Origin of the sequence: Streptomyces silvae (genome assembly GCF_016745505.1) — a bacterium.
Classification (GTDB): Bacteria; Actinomycetota; Actinomycetes; order Streptomycetales; family Streptomycetaceae; genus Streptomyces; species Streptomyces silvae.
Map to the genome: position 1 here is coordinate 18,385 of NZ_JAERUC010000200.1, position 23,140 is coordinate 41,524.

Here is a 23,140-nt window from a genome sequence, read left to right on the forward strand (position 1 = left end):
TCACCGGCTGACCGCTCGGCACTTCTCACGCCGCGTCGGCCGGGGCCCTCTCATCCAAGGGTTCCCGTCTTGACCGACCACACGTACAACGCCTTCTTCGCACTGCATCACCGGCTGCCCCGGCAGAACCCCGGTTCCGATGCCACCACCCGACGGCTGCTCGCCCTCGCGGGCCCGCTGCCGGACCGCCCCCGCGTCCTGGACCTGGGCTGCGGCCCGGGCAGGGCCGCCCTGCTGCTCGCCGCCGAGGCGGGTGCCGAGGTGACGGCGGTCGATCTGCACCAGCCGTTCCTCGACGAGCTCACCGAGGCCGCAGGAGCACGTGGGCTCGGCGACCGGATCCGCACCGTCAGGGCCGACATGGCGGACCTCGACGGGCCCGGTTTCGCCGACGGGTCCTACGACCTGGTCTGGGCCGAGGGTTCCGCGTACATCGTCGGGTTCGACACCGCGCTGCGGGACTGGCGGCGGCTGCTCGCCCCCGGCGGCACGATGGTGATCACCGAGTGCGTCTGGACCACCGGCTCCTCGTCGGCGGGGGCACGCGCCTTCTGGGACCGGCACGCCTCGCTGCGCCCCGTCGCGGGGAACACCGCGGCGGCCGTGGAGGCGGGCTTCCATGTGCTCGGGGTGCTGGTGCAGCCCGACAGCGACTGGGACGAGTACTACGTGCCGCTGGCCGCACGGGCCGCCACGGCCGATCCCTCGGCTCCCGGCATGCCGGAGGCCCTCGCGGCGACCCGCGAGGAGCTGGACGTACGCCGCCGGTACGGCGCGGAGTACGGATACGCCGGCTATGTGCTGCGCCCCTCCGATCCCCGCTGGAGGACCCGGCCCGAGACGGCCGCCGACCGCCCGGCCGTGCACGAGGTCGTCGAGGCGGCCTTCCCGACCCGGGACGAGGCCGATCTGGTCGACGCCCTGCGCGCCGACCCCGACGCCTGGCTGCCCGGTCTGTCGTACGTGGCCGAGGCCCCGGACGGTTCGGTGGCGGCCCACGCCCTGCTCACCCGGTGCCGGGTCGGGGACGCCCCGGCGCTCGCGCTGGCCCCGGTGGCGACCGCGCCGGCCCATCAGCGCTCGGGCGCCGGGCGTGCGGTGGTCCGGGCCGTGCTGGACGCCGCGCGGCTGCGCGGGGAGTCACTCGTCCTGGTGCTCGGACATCCGGAGTACTACCCGGTCCTCGGTTTCGTGCCCGCGTCGCGGTTCGGGATCAGGCCGGGCTTCGAGGTCCCCGACGAGGCGATGATGGCGCTGGTCCTGGACGGTTCGGGGCCGGTCCCCGGCGGCACGATCCGCTACCCGGCGGCCTTCGGGGTCTGACGCGCCGTCCGTCCCGCCACCCTCTCCGGCGGGGGCGGGACGGACATGCCAGCACCCGTAGTGCGGACAAGCGGCTTTTGTACGGCAGACTTGACCGCACTCGAGGGGTCCGGCGCACGAGGCCGGGAACCAAAGCGAAGGATGGGTATGCCGACCACACCAGCCACCGCGGCGAACAGCTCGTCGAACGGCACAGCAGACGCGATCATGCTCGAACTGGTCGATGAGAACGGCACCACCATCGGCACCGCGGAGAAGCTGGCGGCACACCAGGCTCCCGGCCAGCTGCACCGGGCGTTCTCCGTCTTCCTCTTCGACGAGCAGGGGCGGCTGCTGCTGCAGCGCCGCGCGCTCGGCAAGTACCACTCCCCCGGCGTGTGGTCGAACACGTGCTGCGGCCATCCGTACCCGGGAGAGGCGCCGTTCGCGGCCGCCGCCCGGCGTACGTACGAGGAGCTGGGCGTCTCGCCCTCGCTGCTCGCGGCGGCGGGCACGGTCCGCTACAACCACCCGGATCCGATGTCGGGCCTGGTGGAGCAGGAGTTCAACCATCTGTTCGTCGGCCTGGTGCAGGAGCGGCTGCGGCCGGACGAGGAGGAGGTCGGCGAGACGGCCTTCGTGACCGCGGCCGAGCTCGCGGAGCGGCATGCCGCCGCACCGTTCTCGGCGTGGTTCATGACCGTGCTGGATGCCGCGCGGCCCGCGGTCAGGGAGCTGACGGGGCCGTCCGCGGGCTGGTGAGTCCGCGCGCCGGGCAGGGGGCGGTCAGAGCTGCGTCTTCAGGGGCAGCGCCGCCCAGATGATCTTGCCGCCGCCCGCGGTGTGCTCCACGTCGCAGGTGCCGCCCGCCTCGGCGGTGATCTCGCGGACCAGGAGCAGCCCGCGGCCGCCGGTCTGGGCGTAGTCGGTGACCAGCGCGGTGGGGCGGTAGGGGTGGTTGTCCTCGACGGAGACCCTGATCCACTCCGCCCCGATGGCCACCTCCACGGCCAGCTCGGGCGAGAGCAGGGCCGCGTGCCGGACGGCGTTGGTGACCAGCTCCGAGACGATCAGCAGCAGTCCGTGGAGGATGTCGTCCTCGACGGGTACGCCCTGCCGGCCGATCAGGTCCCGGACCGCGCGCCGGGCCTGCGGCACGGAGACGTCGACGGCGGGGGCGGTGAAACGCCACACCCCCTCGTACGACACGGGATGGGCCGGGACACTCCCACGGCTCTCCATAGACCGCCACCCGCTCTCGACTCGCATCTCACTGACTATCGAGTAATGAGTGTCGGGAACGGCGTGGTCCGGACCGCAGCTCTGACCACAAGTGGTCTCTTCTAGACGCAATGTGACCGAGTGGGTATGACAGCGTCAGGTGATTGGACTACTTCTCGTCTTCTTCGGGCGTCATCTGGTCCGTCACCAGACTGACGACCCGTCGTCCTCCCACGCCGATCGCGATCAGCCCGAGCCCGTCGAACAGCAGGGCCAGGGAGAAGAAGCAGCCGAGCACGTAGAGGCTGCTGTGCGGCCAGTCGAAGAGCACCAGCAGGCCCAGCAACAGCCCGAAGGCTCCTTGCAGCAGGGTCCAGCCGAACTGGGGCCCGCGTACGACGACGCTGCCGACCAGCCGGAACACCCCGCCGGTGAGGAAGAGCAGCGCGGCGAACATCGTCAGCGTCTCGGCGGTGCCCTCCGGGTGCTTGAGGACGACGACGCCGGCGGCGATGTTCAGCGCGGCGACCACCACGCCCAGCCAGAAGTAGGCGGTGCCGCGGGCCTGGACCGCGTGGAGCAGGCCGACGAGTCCGCCGACGAGCAGCAGCCAGCCGAAGAGGATCATCGAGGTGAGGGTGGCGACACCGGTGTAGACGAGGCCGACGAGCCCCGCGACGGCCAGCAGGGCGCCGAGCAGGGCCAGCCCGCCGAAGCTCCGGCTGAGCTTCCTGCCCTCGGTCGTGGGTCCGGCCATCGACAGCTCCTCACGGTGCGTGCCCGCTTCGCGACCCCTTCCTGATCATAGGTTCGGGCCGTGCGGATAGCATCCGGCGCATGGACCTCAGGGAGCAGTCGCCCGAGCGGGCGGCAGCGGCGGAGCCGCGGCTGGAGCACACCGTCGTGGACGGCGTGGCGACCGTCGTCATCAGCAACCCCGCCAAGCGCAACGCCATGACCGCGGACATGTGGCAGGCGCTGCCCGTGCTCCTGGACGGGCTGGCAGCCGATCCCGGCGTACGGGTCCTCGTGCTCACCGGCGCCGGTGACACCTTCTGCGCCGGCGCGGACATCGCCTCCCTCCGGGATCCGGCCGGGCGGCCGCAGGCACTCGCCGTCCGGGCCGAGGAGGCGCTGGCGGCGTTCCCCCGGCCCACCCTGGCCGCCGTGCGCGGCTACTGCGTGGGCGGCGGCAGCCAGCTGGCCGCGGCCTGCGATCTGCGGTTCGCCGAGGAGGGCGCCTCCTTCGGGGTCACCCCGGCCAAGCTCGGCATCGTCTACCCCTCGTCCTCGACGCGGCGGCTGGTCGCGCTCGTCGGCCCGGCCGCCGCGAAGTACCTGCTGTTCTCCGGGGAGCTGATCGGGACGGACCGGGCGCTGCGCACCGGGCTGGTGGACGAGGTCCTGCCCGCGGGCGCGCTGGCCGGCCGGGTGGCCGCCTTCGCAGGGGTCCTGGCGTCGCGTTCGCAGCTGACCCAGGCCGCGGCCAAGGAGTTCGCCGACGGCCGCGAGGACCGGGACGCCCACTGGGCGGAGCAGGCACGCGGCAGCGGCGACACCGCCGAGGGGGTCGCCGCCTTCCTGGAGCGCCGTACCCCCCGCTTCACCTGGACGACGACGGGGAGTGCCGGGCCTGCGCCTACATCAGGATGAACCGGCTACGTCAGGATGAACCGGCTCTTCGCCCGCCACTCCTCGACCATGGCCGCCGGGGCCTTCTCCGGCGCCCCGCAGTCGTAGGGCGGCTGCGGGTCGTACTCGGTCAGCAGCTGGACGGCGCGGGCGTGGTCGTCGCCCGCGATCCTGCCGAGCAGGGTGAGGCCCATGTCGATGCCGGAGGAGACCCCGGCGGCGGTGACGTACTTGCCGTCGACGACCACCCGCTCGCCCGTCGGCTCGGCCCCGAAGCCGGTCAGGACGTCGAGGGCCAGCCAGTGCGAGGTGGCGCGCCGACCGGTGAGCAGTCCGGCGGCGGCGAGCAGCAGGGACCCGGTGCACACCGAGGTGGTCCAGGTGCTGGTGGCGTCCACCGTCCGCAGCCAGCCGAGCAGCGTCCCGTTCTCCATCTGGTCGCTCTGCCCGGGTCCGCCCGGCACGATCACCACGTCCGGGGCGGACACCTCGGCGAGCGTACGTTCGGCGGTGAGCGAGAGGCTGCCGCTGTCGTTGCGCACGGGGCCGGGCCGCTCGGCGACGAAGACCGTCTCGGCGCCGGGGGCCCTGCTGAGCATCTCGTACGGGCCCACGGCGTCCAGCGCGGTGAAGCGGTCGAAGAGCACGATGGCGATCTGCATGGAGTTCCTTCCGTCGGTGCTGCGGTGGTGGTGCGGGCTTCTCAGACGGGCTGGGAGCGGAAGCGGCGGCGGTATTCGCCGGGCGCCGTCCCGAGTGCCTTGACGAAGGCGCGGCGCATCGCCTCCGGGGTGCCGTAGCCGCTGGCGCGGGAGATGCCGGTGATGCCTTCGGTGGTGTCCTCCAGCAGCCGGCGGGCCTGTTCGAGGCGTACGCGCTCGACGTACCGGCCGGGGGTCAGACCGGTCTCGGCCTGGAACGCGCGGGCGAAGTGACGGGGCGAGAGCCTGGCGCGGGCGGCCAGGGCCTCCACGGAGAGGTCGGCGTCCGGGTGCTCGGTGATCCAGTGCTGGAGCTCGCGGAGCGGTGCGCGGACGGCGGTCTGTGCGGTGAGCTGGGCGCTGAACTGGGCCTGGTTCCCCGGGCGCCGCAGGAACACGACGAGATGGCGGGCGACGGCGAGGGCCACGTCCCGCCCGTGTTCCTCCTCGACCAGGGCGAGCGCGAGGTCGATGCCCGCGGTGACGCCGGCCGACGTCGCCAGCCGCCCGTCGCGTACGAAGATCGGGTCCGGGTCCACGCGCACCGCCGGGAATCTCCGGGCGAGCGTCTCGCAGACGGACCAGTGGGTGGTCACCCGGTGGCCGTCGAGCTGGCCCGCCTCGGCGAGGAGGAGGGCGCCGGTGCACACCGACACCAGCTCACGGGCGCGCGGGGCGTGCACGCGGAGCCAGTCGACCAGCTCCGGGGCGGGCGCCCTCGTGCCGGGGCCTCCCGGCACGAGGAGCAGGTCGGGCGCCGGGGCGTCCGCGAGCGCGGTGTCGGGGACGAGGGTGAGGCCGCTGGAGCAGCGGACCGGCGCACCGTCGAGCGAGGCGGTGCGCAGGCGGTAGGAGACCCCGGGGAAGCGGGAGGCACCGGCGAAGACCTCCATGGGGCCGCTCACGTCGAGGCTCTGGACGCCCTCGAAGAGGACGACGAGGACGTGGACGGATCGCTGGGTCATGCCCGCCATCCTGGGCGGGCCGGCGGATGGCCGCAATGACGAGTTCCCCACCATTTCTGCCATACCGGCCCGGGGTTCCGTCGGCTGGAACCCCGGGTCTACCCCGCGTACCAACCAGTCGGTAACGTGCGGGCATGAGTACTCTTCCCCCGCGTGCCGGACGGCGCTGCCACAACGCGCTCAACCCGCTGCACTCCTGTGTCTACTTCTCCCCCGACCTCGGCAAGGAGTTCGGGGAGCTCGGCATCGACGACGAGAGCCGGGTCTACTTCGCCGCGCGCGGCGCCGCCCTGGGCGCCGTCGGGGCCGGTGCGGTCACCGCGACCTTCTACAACTTCAACCACGAGCTGGTGGCCCGCCATCTGCCGGCCGTCTGGTCGGAGATCACCCCCGAGGCGGCGCTCGACGCCCGTCTGCGGGCCGCCGACGCGACGCTGCGCCGGGTGCTCGGCGAGGAGATCCTCGCGTCCCCGGAGATGGCGGAGGCCGCCGGGCTGGCCCTGCGCGCCGCCGAGGCCTGCACCCGCCACGCCCGTCCGCTGTACGCCGCGCACGCGGACCTGGACGTGCCGGACCAGCCGCACCTGGCGTACTGGCACGCGGCGACGCTGCTGCGCGAGCACCGCGGCGACGGCCACCTGGCCGGGCTGCTCACGGCCGGTCTCGACCCGCTGGAGGCCCTGGTCAGCCACACCGCCACCGGCAAGGGCATGGCGCCCCGCTGGATCCTCGCCACCCGCGGCTGGCGGCGCACCGACTGGGACGCGGCGGTGGAGCGGCTGCGTGAGCGCGGTGTGCTGGATGCCGGGGGCGAGCTGACCGAGGCGGGCACCGCGCTCAGGGCGGAGCTGGAGGAGGCGACGGACCGGATGGACTCCGCACCGTACGAGCACCTGGGCGCCGACGGCGTGGAGCGGCTCACCGAGCTGGGCCGCGGCTTCCTGTTCACGGCGGCCGCCGCCGGAGCGTTCCCCGACGACCTGGTCGGCAAGGGCTGAGCCCGTACACGTTTACGACGGGGCGTACGGGCCAGGCGGTGTGCACACCCTACGAAGGAGGCACACCGTGTTCCGTGCGATCGCAAACGCTCTGAGTACCGTCGGATCGGCCGTCGCCACCGTGGTGACTCTGCCCTTCCGGCTCCTGGCAGGCCTGTTCGGCGGCGCGTCGCGTGGCGGCAGGACCCGGCGCGCCTGACCCGGCCGTTCCACCGAGGCCGTCGGGGCCGTGATCGGCGACGTGACCGACCAGGTCACGCGACACGGCCCCCGGCCACCCGGCACAATGCAGGCGAAGGGGCCCACCCGGGTGTGGACCACCCCAGTGGCACAGCCAGCACAGCCAGTACGAGAAGGCGAGTCGGGAAAACCGTGACGACGTCCATCGAAGGCAGGATCGCCGAGGAGCTCGGCGTACGTGAGCGTCAGGTGAAGGCGGCCGTCGACTTGCTCGACGGCGGCTCGACCGTGCCGTTCATCGCGCGCTACCGCAAGGAAGCGACCGAGATGCTCGACGACGCGCAACTGCGCACGCTCGAGGAGAGGCTGCGGTATCTGCGGGAACTCGAGGACCGCCGTACGGCGGTCCTCGATTCCGTACGTGAGCAGGGCAAGCTCGATGCCGCCCTGGAGGCGCAGATCCGGGCGGCCGAGACCAAGGCGCGGCTGGAGGACATCTACCTGCCGTTCAAGCCGAAGCGCCGGACCAAGGCGCAGATCGCGCGCGAGGCGGGCCTGGAGCCCCTGGCCGGCGGGTTGCTCGACGACCCGTCCGTGGACCCGCTCACCGCCGCCGCGGCGTACGTCGACCCCGACAAGGGTGTCGCGGACCCCGCCGCGGCGCTGGAGGGCGCCCGGTCGATCCTGACCGAGCGCTTCTCGGAGGACGCCGACCTCACCGGCGAGCTGCGCGAGCGCATGTGGTCACGCGGCCGGGTCGTCGCGAAGGTGCGGGACGGCAAGGAGGAGGCCGGCGCGAAGTTCGCCGACTACTTCGACTTCGCCGAGCCGTTCACCGCGCTCCCCTCGCACCGCGTCCTCGCGATGCTCCGGGGCGAGAAGGAGGATGTGCTCGACCTGGTCCTGGAGCCCGAGGAGCCGTCGGAGCAGCCGGGCCCCTCCTCGTACGAGAACATGATCGCCCGCCGGTTCGGCGTCGCGGACCGCGGCCGTCCCGGGGACAAGTGGCTGGGCGACACGGTCCGCTGGGCCTGGCGGACCCGGATCCTCGTCCACCTCGGGATCGATCTGCGGCTCCGGCTGCGGACGGCGGCGGAGGACGAGGCCGTACGCGTCTTCGCGTCGAACCTGCGCGACCTGCTGCTCGCCGCACCGGCCGGCACCCGGGCGACGCTGGGGCTCGACCCCGGTTTCCGTACGGGCGTGAAGGTCGCCGTCGTGGACGCGACCGGCAAGGTCGTCGCGACGGACGTCATCCACCCGCATGTGCCGGCGAACAAGTGGGACCAGTCGCTCGCCACGCTGGAGCGCCTCGCCAGGGAGCACCAGGTCGACCTGATCGCGATCGGGAACGGCACGGCGTCCCGCGAGACCGACAAGCTCGCGGGTGAACTGTGCGACAGGCACCCGGAGCTGAAGCTCACCAAGGTGATGGTGTCGGAGGCGGGCGCCTCCGTGTACTCGGCGTCGGCGTTCGCCTCGCAGGAGCTCCCGGACATGGACGTGTCGCTGCGCGGCGCGGTCTCGATCGCGCGCCGGCTCCAGGACCCGCTGGCCGAGCTGGTGAAGATCGACCCGAAGTCGATCGGCGTCGGCCAGTACCAGCACGACCTGTCCGAGGTGAAGCTGTCGCGTTCCCTGGACGCCGTGGTCGAGGACTGTGTGAACGGCGTGGGGGTCGACGTCAACACCGCGTCGGCGCCGCTGCTCTCGCGGGTCTCCGGCATCGGCTCCGGACTGGCCGAGAACATCGTGGCGCACCGGGACACGAACGGCCCGTTCCGCTCCCGCCGGGCGCTCAAGGACGTGGCGCGGCTCGGCCCGAAGGCGTACGAGCAGTGCGCGGGCTTCCTCCGGATCCGGGGCGGGGACGACCCGCTGGACGCGTCGAGCGTGCACCCCGAGGCGTACCCCGTGGTGCGCACGATGGTGAAGCGGACCGGCGGGGACGTCGCCGCGCTGATCGGCAACACGGACACCCTCCGGTCGCTGCGGCCGGACGACTTCGTGGACGAGAAGTTCGGTCTGCCGACGGTCACGGACATCCTCAGGGAGCTGGAGAAGCCGGGCCGCGACCCGCGTCCCGCCTTCCGGACGGCCACGTTCAAGGAGGGCGTCGAGAAGCTCGGCGACCTGGCCCCCGGGATGGTGCTGGAGGGGGTCGTGACGAATGTGGCGGCGTTCGGCGCGTTCGTGGATGTCGGCGTCCACCAGGACGGGCTCGTCCATGTGTCGGCGATGTCGCGGACGTTCGTGAAGGACCCGAGGGATGTCGTGAAGCCGGGCGACATCGTGAAGGTGAAGGTCATGGACGTCGACATCCCGCGCAAGCGCGTCTCCCTGACCCTGCGGCTCGACGACGAGGCCGCGGCCGGTCCGGGCGGCGGGCAGGGCCCGAAGCGTGAGCGGAACGCGCAGGGCGGCGGCGAGCGGCCGCCCCGGCAGCGGCAGGGGCAGGACGGCCGTCAGGGGGGCAACGGGCAGCGGCGTGACAGGCGCGGAGGCTCGGGCGGCGGCGGTGGCGCGGCGCGCCCTGCCGCGGCGCCCGCCAACAGCGCGATGGCCGACGCGCTGCGGCGCGCCGGGCTGACGGGCGGCTCCGACAAGGGCGGCTCCCGGCGCTGATGACCCCGCGCGGGTCTCGGGCGGCACAGCGGTCGCCCGGGGCCCGCGCACGGACCGCACCTGCCCGTCCCGGATTCCGGGGCGGGCAGGCCCGCGTCAGCCGGCCTCGGTGACCTTGCCGTCCGCCACCTCGACGCGGCGGGTCGTCCGGACCGCCTCCAGCATCCGCCGGTCGTGCGTGACCAGCAGTAGCGTCCCGGTGTACGCCTCCAGGGCGGACTCCAGCTGTTCGATCGCCGGAAGGTCCAGGTGGTTCGTCGGCTCGTCCAGGACCAGCAGGTTGACGCCCTTGCCCTGGAGGAGGGCGAGGCCGGCCCGGGTGCGCTCGCCGGGCGAGAGCGTGGTCGCGGGGCGCAGCACATGGGCGGCCCGCAGGCCGAACTTGGCGAGCAGGGTGCGCACCTCGGCGGGCTCGGTGTCGGGGACGGCGGCGCAGAAGGCGTCCAGCAGGCTCTCCGTGCCGTGGAACAGCTTGCGCGCCTGGTCGACCTCGCCCACCACGACGCCCGAGCCGAGCGAGGCGTGGCCGGCGTCGAGGGGCAGCCTGCCGAGCAGGGCGGCGAGCAGGGTGGACTTGCCGGCCCCGTTGGCGCCGGTGATGGCGACCCGGTCCGCCCAGTCGATCTGCAGGGTCGCCGGGCCGAAGGAGAACCCGCCGCGGAGGACGGCGGCGTCGCGCAGGGTGGCCACGACGGAGCCGGAGCGCGGGGCGGAGGCGATCTCCATCCGCAGGTCCCACTCCTTGCGCGGTTCCTCGACGACGTCGAGGCGCTCGATCATGCGCTGGGTCTGCTTGGCCTTCGCGGCCTGCTTCTCGCTGGCCTCGCTTCGGAACTTGCGGCCGATCTTGTCGTTGTCCGTGGCCTTGCGGCGGGCGTTCTTGACGCCCTTGTCCATCCAGCCGCGCTGCATCTGGGCGCGGCCTTCGAGCGCGGATCGCTTGTCGGCGTACTCCTCGAACTCCTCGCGGGCGTGGTTCCGCGCCCGCTCGCGCTCCTCCAGGTAGGAGGCGTAGCCGCCGCCGTAGAGGTTGATCTGCTGCTGGGCGAGGTCGAGTTCCAGGACCTTGGTGACCGTGCGCATCAGGAACTCGCGGTCGTGGCTGACGACGACGGTGCCGGCCCGGAGCCCGGAGACGAAGCGCTCCAGGCGTTCCAGGCCGTCGAGGTCCAGGTCGTTGGTGGGCTCGTCGAGCAGGAAGACGTCGTAGCGCGACAGCAGCAGCGAGGCCAGGCCGGCGCGGGCCGCCTGGCCGCCGGAGAGGGCCGTCATCGGGAGGTCGAGACCGATGGTCAGGCCGAGGTCGGCGGCGACCTCCTCGGCGCGTTCGTCGAGGTCGGCGCCGCCGAGGGAGAGCCAGCGCTCCAGCGTCTCGGAGTACGCGTCGTCCGCGCCGGGCGCTCCGTCGACCAGGGCCTGGGTGGCGGCGTCCATGGCGGTCTGGGCGTCCGCGACCCCGGTGCGGCGGGCGAGGAACTCCCGTACGGACTCGCCGGCGCGGCGCTCGGGCTCCTGCGGGAGGTGTCCGACGGTGGCGGTGGGCGGGGAGAGCCTCAGCTCGCCCTCCTCCGGCCGGTCGAGACCGGCGAGCAGGCGGAGCAGCGAGGACTTTCCGGCGCCGTTGGCTCCGACGAGACCGATCACGTCGCCCGGCGCGACCACGAGGTCGAGCCCTGCGAAGAGTGTGCGGTCGCCGTGTCCGGCGGCGAGTTCCTTGGCGACGAGAGTGGCAGTCATCAGGGTGACGATCCTAACGAACCACGGGGGCCCTCCTGCCCGCCGGACCGGGGTGCGAGCATGGCCTGTCCGGCCCCCGGCACCACGGGGGCGACGCGAGGACAGGGGTGAGCACGGTGGCGGATGTGGTCGTGGTGGGTGGCGGGGTCAGCGGGCTGACCACGGCGCTGCTGCTGGCGGAGCGCGGCCTGCGGGTGCGCGTCTGGTCCAGGGACCCGGCGACGGACACCACTTCGGCCGTGGCCGGTGCGCTGTGGTGGCCGTACCGGATCGAGCCCGAGGCGCTGGTGGGTGACTGGTCGCTCGAAACCCTCCGGGTGTACGAGGAGCTGGCGGCGGCCCCCGACGAGACCGGTGTCCGCATGGCCGCCGGGGTCCACGGGGGCGAGCGGCTGTCCACGCTGGGCCCGTGGGCCCGCAGCCTGAAGGACGTCTCCGAGGTGGCGGAGGGGCTGCGGGTGACCCTTCCGCTGATCGACATGCCGGCCCACCTCCGCTGGCTGGAGGAGCGGCTGAGGGCCGCGGGGGGCGTGGTCGAGCGGCGTACGGTGCGCGGTTTCGCGGAGGCGGCGGCCGAGGCGCGGGTGGTGGTCAACTGCACCGGCCTCGGCTCCCGTGAGCTGGTGCCGGATCCCGGGGTGCGGCCGGTCAGGGGCCAGCTGGTCGTGGTGGAGAACCCGGGCATCGAGGAGTGGTTCGCCGAGGCCGATCCGGCGTCCAGCGCGACGACGTACTTCTTTCCGCAGCCGGGCCGGCTGGTGCTGGGCGGCACGGCGGAGGCGGACGACGCCCGCGCGGAGCCCGATCCGCGCACGGCCGAGGAGATCGTGGCGCGGTGTGCGCGGGTGCGGCCGGAGATCGCGGGGGCGCGGGTCCTCGGCCACCGGGTGGGGCTGCGGCCGGCCCGGGACGCCGGGGTGCGCATCGAGGCCGAGGAGCTGCCGGGCGGCGGGCTGCTGGTGCACAACTACGGCCACGGCGGCGCCGGGGTGACGGTGGCGCGGGGCTGTGCGCGGGCTGCGGCCCAGCTGGTGGGCTGAGCCGCAGCACCCTCAGGCCTGCGGGTCGTTCTTGTGGCGTTCGTCGGTGGTGACGTCCGTGCCGGGGCCGATCCGGATCTCGAAGTCCCCGTCGTACTTGGCGTGTCCCTCGATGACGGCCGATTCGACGGCCTCCACGCCGAACTCCCTGCGGACGATCATCGGGTCGTGGCGCAGGTCCCTCATGAGCGCGACGCACATCCCGACCATCACGATGGTGAAGGGGGCGGCCACCAGGATGGTCAGGTTCTGGAGGCCCGCCAGGGCGTCCCCCTGCCCGTTGCCGATGAGCAGCATGACCGCCGCGACGGCCCCGGTGACGACACCCCAGAAGATCACGACCCATTTCGCGGGTTCGAGGACGCCCTTCTGGGAGAGCGTCCCCATCACGATCGAGGCGGCGTCGGCGCCGGAGACGAAGAAGATGCCGACCAGGATCATGACGAGGATGCTCATCACGGTGGCGATCGGGTATTCGTGGAGGACCCCGAAGAGCTGGGCCTCGGGGGTGTCACCGACGCCCCTGAGCCGTCCGTCCCGCTGGAGTTCGATCGCCGAGCCGCCGAAGACGGCGAACCAGACGAGGCTGACCGTGCTGGGCACCAGGATCACGCCGCCGACGAACTGCCGGATCGTGCGGCCGCGGCTGATCCTCGCGATGAACATGCCGACGAAGGGCGTCCAGGAGATCCACCACGCCCAGTAGAAGACGGTCCAGCTGGCGAGCCAGTCGGCTACTTCGCCCTCTCCCGTCGCCTCGGTCCGGCCGGCGAGCTGGGCGAGTTCACCGAAGTACGCCGCGACCGAGGTGGGCAGCAGGTCCAGGATGATGATGGTCGGGCCGACGACGAACACGAAGATCACCAGGATCAGCGCGAGCACCATGTTGATGTTGGAGAGCCACTGGATGCCCTTCTCCACACCGGAGACCGCCGATGCGACGAAGGCGGCCGTCAGGACCGCGATGATCGCGACCAGCAGGCCGGTCCCGGTCTTCTCCATCCAGTTGAGCTCCTGGAAGCCGCTGCCGATCTGCAGGGCCCCGAGACCCAGCGAGGCCGCGGAGCCGAAGAGGGTCGCGAAGATGGCGAGGATGTCGATGATGCGGCCGACGACCCCGTGGGAGTGCCGCTCGCCGATGAGCGGGATGAACACCGCGCTGATGGTCTGCCGCCGGTGCCGGCGGTAGGCGCTGTAGGCGATGGCCAGCCCGACGACCGCGTAGATCGCCCAGGGGTGGAGTGTCCAGTGGAACAGCGTGGTCGCCATCGCCGTCTGCATGGCTTCGGCCGCGTCGGCGGGGTGGGTTCCCGGGGGCGGATTGACGAAGTGGGCCAGCGGTTCGCTCACTCCGTAGAACATCAGGCCGATGCCCATACCGGCGCTGAACATCATCGCGACCCAGGAGACGGTCCTGAATTCGGGCTCCTCCCCCTCCTGGCCCAGCGAGATCTTCCCGTAACGGCTGATCGCCAGCCAGAGGGCGAAGATCACGAAGCCGGAGGCCGCCAGCATGAAGGCCCAGCCGCCGTTGTGGATGAGGCCGTTGAGCAGCGTGCTGGAGACGTCCTCCAGCGAGTCGGTGGCCGTGGCACCCCAGATCACGAAGGCGATGGTGAGCACTGCGGAGACGCCGAACACCACCCGGTCGGTCGTGGGCCGGCGACCGTGGTGCGGAGCGGTGGGCAGATCGGCCGTTACCGGCAGATACCCCCCTTGCCCACCCGTTCTCTGCTCATCGTGTGACACAAATGGCACCTTTCACGCAATGCGAATATTTCGCTCTCCGTAGGCAGTACCACACTCGGTGCGCATCTTCCGGGATCCCCGAGCGGTACACGCGCGGCCGTTTGCGGAGCGCACGGCTCCGCGTTTCCGGCGTCGGCCCTCTCCGGCCGGGCCGCTAGGCTGGCGGCGTCCATGCCTGAACCCGCCGGTTCCCGCCGTTCCCAGCCCGGGCGCGCGTGTACGAGGAGCGACCTTTGCCCGACCCCACCCCCGATCCGCAGCGTGACGTCCGGCCCACCCTGGAGGCGGTCGCGGCCCTCGCCGGTGTGTCCAGGGCGACGGCGTCCCGGGTCGTCAACGGCGGTGCGGGCGTACGTCAGCCCCTGGTGGACCAGGTGCGCAAGGCGGTCGACGAGCTCGGCTACATCCCGAACCACGCCGCGCGGACGCTGGTCACCCGGCGCAACGGCGCGGTCGCGGTGATCATCGACGAGCCGGAGTTCCGGATCTTCTCCGACCCGTTCTTCTCCCGCCAGATCCGCGGGATCAGCCGCGAGCTCAACGCCCACGACGCACAGCTGGTCCTGCTCCTGGTGGAGGGCAGCGGCGACTTCGACCGGGTCACCCGTTACCTGGCGGGCGGTCATGTGGACGGGGTGCTGGCCTTCTCCCTGCACACCGACGACGAGCTGCCCGCGATCATCCGGCGGTTCCGCGTCCCGACGGTCTACGGGGGCCGCCCGGAACACCCGTCGTCCGGCGGGGACACACCGCAGGTGCCGTACGTCGACTGCGACAACCGGGGCGGTGCCCGCGAGGCCGTCCGCCATCTCGTCTCGCTCGGCCGGCGGCGCATCGCGCACATCGCAGGGCCCCGCGACCAGACGTCGGCGCTCGACCGGATCGACGGGTACCACGACGTGCTCCCCGACGCGGGGAGCGAGCTCGTCGTGGAGGGCGACTTCACCACGGAGGGCGGGGCCAGGGCCATGGCGGGCCTGCTGGAGGCCCGTCCGGACGTGGACGCCGTCTTCGTCTCCAACGACCTGATGGCCTCGGGCGCCCTGCGGGTGCTGCGCGAACGGGGCGTCCGGGTGCCGGAGGACGTGGCGGTGGTCGGGTTCGACGACATGACGTCGGTCGCCGAGGCAGCCGTGCCTCCGCTGACGACGGTGCGTCAGGACGTCGAGGGCATGGGGCGCCTGATGGTGCGCCTGCTGATGGAGCGGCTGAACAGCGACACCGGGACGTGGCCGGAGTCCGTGGTCACCCCGACCGAACTGGTCCGCCGGGCCTCGGCCTGAGTCCTCCGGCGGCCCGCCACTCGGCCCGCGCCGATCTGGCGAGCGGCAGATAGCGCAGCCGCTCCGGGAGCACGGGGACGATCCGCCGCACCACGGCGCCGAAGCGCCGCAGCCGACGCTCCTGCGCGGGCGTCCAGTCGAGCCCGATGGCCTCGCGGGCGTCCGGTGGCATCAGCCCGACGGTGAGGAAGCTCCGGAACCGCGCCAGCGGCGGGAGGAGCACCGGCCAGAGCGCCTTCAGGACCAGCCGCAGCACCGGAGGACCACGGTCGGGCGGCGGTACGGGGAGGTCGGTGGCGACCAGTTCGCGTACGACGACGGTGGCCTCCACCTCCTCGGCCAGCATCGAGCGGTAGTACGGCCAGAACTCCTCGATCGTCTGCGGCATGTCCCGGTCGTGGATGCCCAGCACCCGGCCGACCTGGAGCCACTCCTGGTACAGGGCGCGCTCCTGCGCCTCGGTGAGCGGGCGGATCAGGTAGCGCGACGCGTGCCGGTAGACGGGGAAGCCCGTGGCGTGCACCCAGGCGTAGTTCGCGGGGGTGAGCGCGTGGTAGCGGCGGCCCCGGGTGTCGGTCCCCTGGATCGTACGGTGCAGCTTCCGCAGCCTGCGCCCCTCCTCCGCGGCGGCCTCTCCCCCGTACACCCAGAGCTGGAGGGAGCTCAGGGACCGCTCGCCGCGTCCCCAGGGGTCCGTGCGGAAGACTGAGTGCTCGTCGACCCCCGCGCCGACGGCCGGGTGCGCGACCTGGAGGGTGAGAGCGGCGGGCAGCATCAGCAGTCCGCGGAGGTCGCCGGCGAGGCTCCACAGGACACCGCCCGGCGGTGGCGGTGCGGGCTCTCCTGTGCTGGTCATGCGCGTGCTCCCGGAGGTCGGCGGATGCTCGGGCCGTGTGTTTCCAGTATGCGATCACCAGGGCGGCGGCGATCCGCGGGGGCGGCGGGAGCGGCGCCACGGGCGAGGCGCGGGGCTGCTTCCTGGAATCCGTGTCAGCAGTGTTGACGCGCCCTGTGAAACAAGTCAATAGTATTTGTAACTTTGACTCTCGGTGACTCCGTCCACAGAGGAGGTTGCACACCATGGGCCGCTACAGCCGACTGCGCGAGATCCGCCGGATGGATCCCTCACGCGACTGCGCCGAGATACTCCGGCTGATGTCCCAGTACGAGTTCCCGTGGGACTACCGGCAGGGCATCAGCGTCGCCTTCCTGCGCGACTACGGCGTTCCCCGGATCTCCGTACTGCTCGACCGCACCCAGGAGTTCGAGCGCAACGGTCAGAAGCGCTACGACGACACCGTCCTGTTCGGGTACGAGATGGCAGCCGAGGGCTTCGACTCGGAGCGGGCCCGGGCCGCGGCCCGCCACCTCAACCGGATCCACGGCAAGTACCGCATCCCGAACGAGGACTACCTCTATGTGCTGGCCACCACGGTCGTCGGCCCCAAACGCTGGATCGACCGCTTCGGATGGCGGCCCCTGTGCACACAGGAGGCGGAGGCGCTGGCCGAGGTGGGGAAGCGGATGGCGGTCATGATGGGCATCGAGGGCGCGCCCGGGACGTACGAGGGATTCGAGAGGCTGCTCGACTCCTACGAGGACCGGATGTTCGCGTACGACCCGGCGAACCGCCGCGTCGCCAACGCCACCTTCCGGGTGATGGCCGCCTGGTACCCGGCCCCGCTGCGCCCCCTGGTGGCCCGCTTCTCGCTCGCCCTGCTGGACGAGCCGTTACTGCGCGCGCTGGGCTTCCGCGCCCAGCCGCGCTGGGTGCGGGCCTCGGCCGTACGGCTGGTGCGCGCCCGGTCGCACGGTGTGCGGCTGCTGCCCGCCCGGCCCCGGTGGCTGCCCTCACGGCCCCGGCCCCGCAGCTACCCCTTCGGATACCGGCTCGACGACCTCGGTCCGCACTGGGCGCAGAGCCGCCCCCTGGAACCCCTGCCCATGGAGACGTCATGACGGACGGAAGGGACCAAGCGGCGCACGGCATCGAGGACATCCGCGCGGCGGTGGCGCGGGGCAGGACCGCGGGCCGGAGCTGGGCCGGGCTCGGCGCGCGGGAGCGGCGCACCGCCCTGCTGCGCTGGAAGCGCGCACTGGCCTCGCGCGCCGACGAGTTCGCCGAGGTGATCGCGGCCGAGACCGGGAAGCCGGTGCACGACGCCCGCTCCGAGGTGCTGCTGACCCTGGTCCATCTGGACTGGGCGGCGCGCAACGCCTCCCGGGTGCTGGGCCGGCGGCGGGTGCGTCCGGGTCTGCTGTCGGTCCATCAGCGGGCGCTGCTGGCCTACCGTCCGCTCGGGGTGATCGGGGTGATCGGGCCCTGGAACTATCCGCTGTACACCCCGATGGGCTCGATCGGTTACGCCCTCGCCGCGGGCAACGCGGTGGTCTTCAAGCCGTCCGAGCTCACCCCTGGCGTGGGGGTCCTGCTGGCCGGGAGTTTCGGCGAGGCCCTCCCGGACCACGCTGATCTGCTGCTGACGGTCACCGGGCCGGGCTCCACCGGGGCCGCCCTGGCCGGCGCGGACGGGCCGGCCGGTGTGGACAAGGTGGCCTTCACCGGCTCACCGGGCACCGCCCGCAAGGTCGCCGCGGCCTGCGCGGCCACGCTGACCCCGCTGCTCGCGGAGTGCGGGGGCAAGGACGCGGTGCTGGTCGCGGCGGACGCCGATCTGGACGCGGCGGCCGACGCGATCGTGTGGGGCGCCATGGGCAACGCCGGCCAGACCTGCGCCGGCGTGGAGCGGGTGTACGCGGAGGCCTCGGTCCACGAGGCCCTGTGCGCACGCGTCGTCAGCCGGGCGCGGGCGCTGGTGCCCGGCGACGCCTACGGGCCGCTCACCCTGCCGTCCCAGCTCGGCCTGGTGGAACGCCATGTGAAGGAGGCCCTGGTGGACGGCGGCACGGCCGAACTGGGCGGCCCCGACGGCCTGCGGAGCCGGGTGCCCGGGCCGGTGGTGCTGTCGCGGGTGCCGGAGGACTCACCGGCCATGACGGAGGAGACCTTCGGACCGGTCGTCGTCGTGAACCCGGTGCGCGACATGGACGAGGCGGTGGAGCGGGCCAACGCGTCGGCGTACTCGCTGGGCGCCGCCGTGTTCACCCGCTCGAAGGCGGCCGGGCTCGCGCTGGCGGAGCGCCTCGACTCCGGTGCCGTGTCGGTGAACTCGGTGCTCGGCTTCGCCGCGACCCCCTCGCTGCCCTTCGGCGGTGCGGGCGAGTCGGGGTACGGGCGGATCCACGGCGAGGAGGGGCTTCGGGCCTTCGCCGCGCCGCACTCGGTCACCGTACGGCGGTTCGCACCGGCGGTGGACCTGATGTCGTTCGCGACCGCCCGCGAGAAGGCCGCCCGTGCGGTGGAGCTGGGCAGGAAGCTGCACGCCCGGTTCTGAGGGCGCTCACGCGGCGCTGAGCAGCGGCACCAGATAGCGGCGGGCGAAGGCACCCACCTGTTCGTCGTCGTCCAGCTCGAAGCAGCTCACCGGATTGAGGAGGAAGGAGACGGTGATCCGCACCATCAGTTCGGCGACCGGTGTCGGGTCCGTCTCCGGCCGTCCCTCCGCACGCTGGGCGCGGCGGAGCCGGTCGGCCAGGTATCCGCGCATCGCGAGGAAGGCGGGACCGCTCTCCAGGGTGAGGAAGGGGAGCATGATCTCCGGTTCCAGCCTCAGCAGGCCGCCCACCAGCGGGTGTTCACGGATGTGCTTGAGGACGGCGACGAAGCCGGCGACGAGCCTGTCCTCCATGGTGGGCAGCGCGGCGACCGCGTCGTCCACGTCCATGACGAAACGGCTGTACTCCCGCAGCAGGCAGGCCGAGACCAGGCTGTCCTTGTTGCCGATCCGGCGGTACACCGTGACGCGGGAGACCTTGGCGCGCTTGGCCACGTCGTCGACGGTCGAGCGGCGCAGCCCGAAGGTCATGAACTGCTCGCGGGCGGCGTCCAGGATCTGTTCGTTCAGCGCGTCGGACGGTGGCCGCTCGGCGAGCGCCCTGCCCAGCAGTGTCTCGTCCTCGCCCGGTGGCGCCATGGGTGCTCTCCGTCCGTCGTGACCACCCACCATAACGACCACGCAACAGTGTTATCCAATGCGGCTCTTTGTATCGCAAGGCGCCGCCCCTCTGGAGGTCCTCCATGTCCACCACCCCTGCACTCCCGCGGTCGGTCTCGGCCGAGCAGCGCGCCTTCGTCACGGCTCTGCGGGACTTCGCCCGGCGCGAATGCGGTACGCGTGAGCAGCGCGACGCGCTGGCCGCGGAGACCGGCGGACCGCACGCCCCGTCGCTCTACGCCCGGCTGGCGGAGCTCGGCTGGCTCGGGGTGTGCCTGCCCGAGGCGTACGGGGGCTCGGGGGGCGGGATGACGGACGCCTGCCTCTTCCTCCGGGAGACGGCGCGCGGCCTCGTCCCGGCGGGCGGGTTCATCACCTCGGTGATCACGGCGAAGGCGTACGAGCGTTTCGGCAGCGAGGAGCAGTGCAAGGCGGCGGTCGCGGGCGCGGTGGCCGGTCAGGTGCTCTCCATCGCGATGTCGGAACCGGGGGCCGGGTCCGATGTGGCGGCGCTGCGGTGCAAGGCCGGACGCACGCCGGACGGCGGCTGGCTGATCGACGGTCACAAGACGTGGATCTCCAACGCGCATCTGGCGGAGCACATCCTGCTGGTGGCCCGGACCGGCCCGGGCGGCTCGAAGCACGACGGGCTGACCATGTTCCACGTCCCGGCGAGGACGCCCGGGATCGAGATCCGCCCCATCGAGACGATGGGCGGCCGTGAGGTCAACGACGTCTTCCTCACCGGTGTCAGGCTGCCGGCCGACGCCGTCGTGGGCACGGCGGACCGCGCCTGGACCCAGCTGATGGCCGGTCTGAACGCGGAGCGTCTCTTCCTGGCCGCGAACATGCTGGGCCTCGCGGAGCGGATCCTGGAGGACACGGTGGCGTACGTACGGGGGCGTGAGCAGTTCGGCCGCCCGGTCGGATCCTTCCAGGCCCTGCGGCACCGGCTGGCCGACCTGGCGACCGAGATCGAGTGCGCCCGGATGCTGGTCTTCGACGTGGCGGCGGCCTGCGACGCCGAGCCGGAGAAGCTGTTCCCACGCGAGGCGTCCATGGCGAAGCTCAAGGCCACCGAGACGGCGAAGCACGCGGCGCTGGAGGGCATGCAGATGATGGGCGGCTACGGCTACGCGACCGAGTACGACATGGAGCGCCATCTGCGGGCGGCGGTCGTGTCCACGGTGTACGGCGGCACGAGCGAGATCCAGCGCGACATCATCGGCAGGAGCTACGGCCTGTAGCTCCGCGCGCGGGGGCGGCGGCCCTCAGCCGAAGTCGTACACCGTCACCTCGATGCCCCGGGCCACCAGCCGGTCGCTGACGAGGGGTTCGACCCTGGACCAGGTGCCGCCGGCGAGCCCGCAGCCGATCCTCGGCATGTGGACCGAGGCGCCCAGCTCTGCGGCCTTGCCGGCCACCTTGTCGAGACCCGCGTCGATCGCCTCGTAGCGCACCGGCACGCCCTTGCTGCCGGTGCGTATCCCCCGTTGTCCCACCACGTTCGCCACCCAGATGTACGGCTCGACCTGGACGAACTGCGCGGCCCCCAGCCCGAAGTCGTTCCCGGCGCGCTCACGGTGCCAGCGGCGGTAGGCGGCTTCGGGCCCGGGCCAGCGGCGGGACACTGCGAGGACGAAGCCCTTGCCCCAGCCGCCCAGGTCGTTGCAGACGTGCACGATCAGCTTGACGCCCTTGCCCTGGGGGCTGGTGGCGTCGCCCCGTACACAGGTGATCCCCGACATGTCCTCACCGTACGTGCCCCCACTGACAACCGGCCCCCGGTCAGGTGCCGCTCTCCTCGTACAGGGCGTCGAGCAGGTCGCCGTACCGGTCGCGGATCACCCGGCGGCGGAGCTTCAGCGAGGGGGTCAGCTCGCCGGTCTCCGGGCCCCACTCCTGGGTCAGCAGCCGGTACCGCTTGATCTGTTCGGTGCGGTTCAGCCGGGCGTTGGCGGCCTCGACGGCACGCGCGACCTCCGCGTGCACCTCGGGCAGGCCGGCCGGGTCGCCGTCGAGCCCGCGGGCCGCCGCCCAGGCCGGGGCCACCTCCGTGTCCAGGACGAGCAGGGCCACGAGATAGGAGTGCCCGTCGCCGTGGACGAGGGCCTGGCCGATCAGGGGGTGTTCCTTCAGGGTGTTCTCGACGAGCGCCGGGGAGACGTTCTTCCCGGTCGAGGTGATGATCATTTCCTTCTTGCGGTCGGTGAGCCAGAGGTAGCCGTCGTCGTCGACCCGGCCGATGTCCCCGGTCGCGAACCAGCCGTCCGCGTCGAGCGCCCCGTCCACGGTGCCGTCGGCGCGCAGATACCCGGCGAACACGGTCTCGCCTCGGACCAGGATCTCGCCGTCCTCGGCGATCCGGAGCTCCAGGCCCTCCAGCGGGCGTCCCACCGAGCCGAGCCGGAAGGCCGACGGGCTGTTGGTGGTGAACACGCCGACGGTCTCGGTGAGCCCCCAGGCGTCCATGACGACGATGCCGAAGCCCGCCCAGAAGCGCACCACGTCGAGCGGCATCGGCGCCGAGGCGCTGGCCGTCCACACCAGCCGTTCGAACCCCGCCAGCGACAGCAGGGGGTCCAGCACGGTGTCCTTGGCCTCCCGGTAGGCGGCCGCCAGCTCGGCGGACGGCTCCTCGCCGCGCTCCCGGCAGGCCACGTGCTCACGGGCCGTCGCGTTCGCCGCCTCGACGGCGGTCCGCTGTTCCTCGGGCAGCCGGGCCAGGGCGGCCCGGACGGACGCGGCGAGCTTCTCCCACACCCGGGGCACGCCGAAGAACTGGGCGGGGTGCAGGTCGCGCGCGGTGGCGGCGACGGCCGCGGTGTCGGCGCAGAGGTGGACGTGCGAGGCGCGGAAGACCGGAAGGTAGATGCCCAGCATGCGCTCGGCGATGTGGGCGAACGGCAGGTAGCAGATGTGCGCGACGTGGTCGGGCAGTTCCACGACCCGGTCCAGGGCCAGCGCGTTGACCACGACGACGCGGTGGGTGAGCGGCACCGCCTTGGGGTCGCCGGTCGTCCCCGAGGTGTAGACGACGGTGACCGGGTCCTGGGCGCGGATCTCCCGCCATGCCTTGTCGAACGCCTCGTCGCTCCGCAGCCGCTCCCCCGTCGCGCGCAGCGCGCCGTACGACCGGTGCGGCCCGGCGGCACCGGGCTCGACGACCACGAGCGTCTCCAGCGGTACGGTGGCGTCCGCCAGGAGGGGCTCCCAGCGCTCCCGTTCCCGCTCGCCCTCGACGATCGCGACCCTGGCGCGGCTGTGGCGGGCGATGTGCGCGATCTGGCCGGGCGCCGCGGTCCCGTACACCGTGACGGGGACGGCGCCGAGGTGACCGAGGGCCAGGTCGCTGAGCCAGTGCTCGTGCCGGTTGCCCATCATCATGAGGACCTGCTCGCCGCGCTCCACCCCCAGGGATCCGTACCCGGCGGCCAGGACGGCCGTCTCGTGGCGTACCTCGCGCCAGGTGAGGGTGGTCCACCCGCCGCCGTCCGCCGCACGCCAGGAGAGAGCGGGAAGGTCCCCGTGGTCCTCGGCGTTACGCAGCAGCAGGGCGGGGAGGGTGAGTTGCTCGGGTCCGGTGGGAAGTCGCAGGATCGTGGTCACGGCCGCCTCCTGTCCGTTCGGCCGGACCGTGCGGTCCGTACCG

The 23,140-nt window shown here is 72.6% G+C and carries 21 protein-coding genes; 11 read left to right on the plus strand and 10 right to left on the minus strand.

Translation table 11 applies throughout. The annotated features are described in order from the left end of the window. The first annotated feature begins 69 nt into the window (after positions 1–69). A complete protein-coding gene (locus tag JKV81_RS33340; RefSeq protein WP_202079379.1) occupies positions 70–1,323 on the plus strand; it encodes a bifunctional class I SAM-dependent methyltransferase/N-acetyltransferase in 1,254 nt (417 codons plus the stop codon). Positions 1,324–1,470: 147 nt separating this feature from the next. Beyond that, positions 1,471–2,064 (plus strand): isopentenyl-diphosphate Delta-isomerase, encoded by a 594-nt coding sequence (gene idi, locus JKV81_RS33345; protein WP_124275907.1) that lies wholly within the window; start codon positions 1,471–1,473, stop codon positions 2,062–2,064. A 24-nt stretch (positions 2,065–2,088) separates the two neighbouring features. On the opposite strand, the gene JKV81_RS33350 is transcribed toward idi, so the two are convergent. Together JKV81_RS33350 and JKV81_RS33355 are read right to left on the minus strand one after the other, a co-directional pair. After that, a complete protein-coding gene (locus tag JKV81_RS33350) occupies positions 2,089–2,544 on the minus strand; it encodes an ATP-binding protein (protein WP_099177441.1) in 456 nt (151 codons plus the stop codon). 148 nt (positions 2,545–2,692) lie between these two features. Beyond that, positions 2,693–3,280 carry an HdeD family acid-resistance protein gene (locus JKV81_RS33355; RefSeq protein ID WP_124275906.1) on the minus strand — a complete coding sequence of 196 codons (588 nt, stop codon included), beginning with the start codon at positions 3,278–3,280 and terminating at the stop codon, positions 2,693–2,695. A gap of 80 nt (positions 3,281–3,360) precedes the next feature. On the opposite strand from JKV81_RS33355, the gene JKV81_RS33360 reads away from it, so the two are divergent. After that, positions 3,361–4,176: an enoyl-CoA hydratase/isomerase family protein gene (locus tag JKV81_RS33360; protein WP_202079381.1), complete on the plus strand. Its 816-nt coding sequence runs from the start codon at positions 3,361–3,363 to the stop codon at positions 4,174–4,176. 5 nt (positions 4,177–4,181) lie between these two features. On the opposite strand, the gene JKV81_RS33365 is transcribed toward JKV81_RS33360, so the two are convergent. Beyond that, on the minus strand, positions 4,182–4,817 hold the full coding sequence (locus JKV81_RS33365; protein ID WP_129266729.1) for a DJ-1/PfpI family protein: 636 nt from the start codon (positions 4,815–4,817) through the stop codon (positions 4,182–4,184). 41 nt (positions 4,818–4,858) lie between these two features. Further along, entirely contained in the window at positions 4,859–5,821 is a 963-nt protein-coding gene (locus tag JKV81_RS33370; protein ID WP_202079383.1) for a GlxA family transcriptional regulator, read from the minus strand. 134 nt (positions 5,822–5,955) lie between these two features. On the opposite strand from JKV81_RS33370, the gene JKV81_RS33375 reads away from it, so the two are divergent. The 3 genes from JKV81_RS33375 (at position 5,956) to JKV81_RS33380 (ending at position 9,624) form a co-directional block, all read left to right on the plus strand. Beyond that, complete coding sequence (locus JKV81_RS33375; RefSeq protein WP_202079386.1) at positions 5,956–6,819, plus strand: SCO6745 family protein; 864 nt, start codon at positions 5,956–5,958, stop codon at positions 6,817–6,819. A 67-nt stretch (positions 6,820–6,886) separates the two neighbouring features. Next, positions 6,887–7,018 (plus strand): LPFR motif small protein, encoded by a 132-nt coding sequence (locus JKV81_RS36610; protein WP_261988152.1) that lies wholly within the window; start codon positions 6,887–6,889, stop codon positions 7,016–7,018. A 173-nt stretch (positions 7,019–7,191) separates the two neighbouring features. Further along, on the plus strand, positions 7,192–9,624 hold the full coding sequence (locus tag JKV81_RS33380; RefSeq protein ID WP_202079388.1) for a Tex family protein: 2,433 nt from the start codon (positions 7,192–7,194) through the stop codon (positions 9,622–9,624). Between the two features lie 96 nt (positions 9,625–9,720). Here the strand turns inward: JKV81_RS33380 and JKV81_RS33385 are convergent, their stop codons facing one another. Continuing rightward, positions 9,721–11,361: an ABC-F family ATP-binding cassette domain-containing protein gene (locus JKV81_RS33385; protein WP_129266733.1), complete on the minus strand. Its 1,641-nt coding sequence runs from the start codon at positions 11,359–11,361 to the stop codon at positions 9,721–9,723. A gap of 107 nt (positions 11,362–11,468) precedes the next feature. On the opposite strand from JKV81_RS33385, the gene JKV81_RS33390 reads away from it, so the two are divergent. Continuing rightward, positions 11,469–12,401: an FAD-dependent oxidoreductase gene (locus JKV81_RS33390; RefSeq protein WP_202079389.1), complete on the plus strand. Its 933-nt coding sequence runs from the start codon at positions 11,469–11,471 to the stop codon at positions 12,399–12,401. Between the two features lie 12 nt (positions 12,402–12,413). Here JKV81_RS33390 and JKV81_RS33395 read toward each other — a convergent pair whose 3' ends face one another. Continuing rightward, a complete protein-coding gene (locus tag JKV81_RS33395; protein WP_129266735.1) occupies positions 12,414–14,150 on the minus strand; it encodes a BCCT family transporter in 1,737 nt (578 codons plus the stop codon). Positions 14,151–14,383: 233 nt separating this feature from the next. Here JKV81_RS33395 and JKV81_RS33400 point away from each other — a divergent pair, with 233 nt between their 5' ends. Further along, on the plus strand, positions 14,384–15,433 hold the full coding sequence (locus JKV81_RS33400) for a LacI family DNA-binding transcriptional regulator (protein WP_129266736.1): 1,050 nt from the start codon (positions 14,384–14,386) through the stop codon (positions 15,431–15,433). On the opposite strand, the gene JKV81_RS33405 is transcribed toward JKV81_RS33400, so the two are convergent. Then, entirely contained in the window at positions 15,396–16,289 is an 894-nt protein-coding gene (locus JKV81_RS33405; protein WP_129266737.1) for an oxygenase MpaB family protein, read from the minus strand. The genes JKV81_RS33400 and JKV81_RS33405 overlap by 38 nt on opposite strands. A gap of 224 nt (positions 16,290–16,513) precedes the next feature. Between JKV81_RS33405 and JKV81_RS33410 the strand changes: the two genes are divergently transcribed. Beyond that, complete coding sequence (locus JKV81_RS33410; RefSeq protein WP_129266738.1) at positions 16,514–17,392, plus strand: oxygenase MpaB family protein; 879 nt, start codon at positions 16,514–16,516, stop codon at positions 17,390–17,392. After that, a complete protein-coding gene (locus JKV81_RS33415) occupies positions 17,389–18,828 on the plus strand; it encodes an aldehyde dehydrogenase family protein (RefSeq protein WP_202079391.1) in 1,440 nt (479 codons plus the stop codon). The genes JKV81_RS33410 and JKV81_RS33415 overlap by 4 nt, the downstream gene beginning before the upstream one ends. 6 nt (positions 18,829–18,834) lie before the next feature. Here the strand turns inward: JKV81_RS33415 and JKV81_RS33420 are convergent, their stop codons facing one another. Next, positions 18,835–19,467 carry a TetR/AcrR family transcriptional regulator gene (locus JKV81_RS33420; RefSeq protein WP_202079393.1) on the minus strand — a complete coding sequence of 211 codons (633 nt, stop codon included), beginning with the start codon at positions 19,465–19,467 and terminating at the stop codon, positions 18,835–18,837. Between the two features lie 104 nt (positions 19,468–19,571). Between JKV81_RS33420 and JKV81_RS33425 the strand changes: the two genes are divergently transcribed. Then, positions 19,572–20,735 (plus strand): acyl-CoA dehydrogenase family protein, encoded by a 1,164-nt coding sequence (locus tag JKV81_RS33425; protein WP_202079395.1) that lies wholly within the window; start codon positions 19,572–19,574, stop codon positions 20,733–20,735. A 24-nt stretch (positions 20,736–20,759) separates the two neighbouring features. On the opposite strand, the gene JKV81_RS33430 is transcribed toward JKV81_RS33425, so the two are convergent. Beyond that, positions 20,760–21,236, minus strand: a complete 477-nt coding sequence (locus tag JKV81_RS33430; RefSeq protein ID WP_202079397.1) for a macro domain-containing protein — start codon at positions 21,234–21,236, stop codon at positions 20,760–20,762. A 40-nt stretch (positions 21,237–21,276) separates the two neighbouring features. Further along, entirely contained in the window at positions 21,277–23,097 is a 1,821-nt protein-coding gene (locus JKV81_RS33435; protein WP_202079399.1) for an AMP-dependent synthetase/ligase, read from the minus strand. Positions 23,098–23,140: the final 43 nt, after the last annotated feature.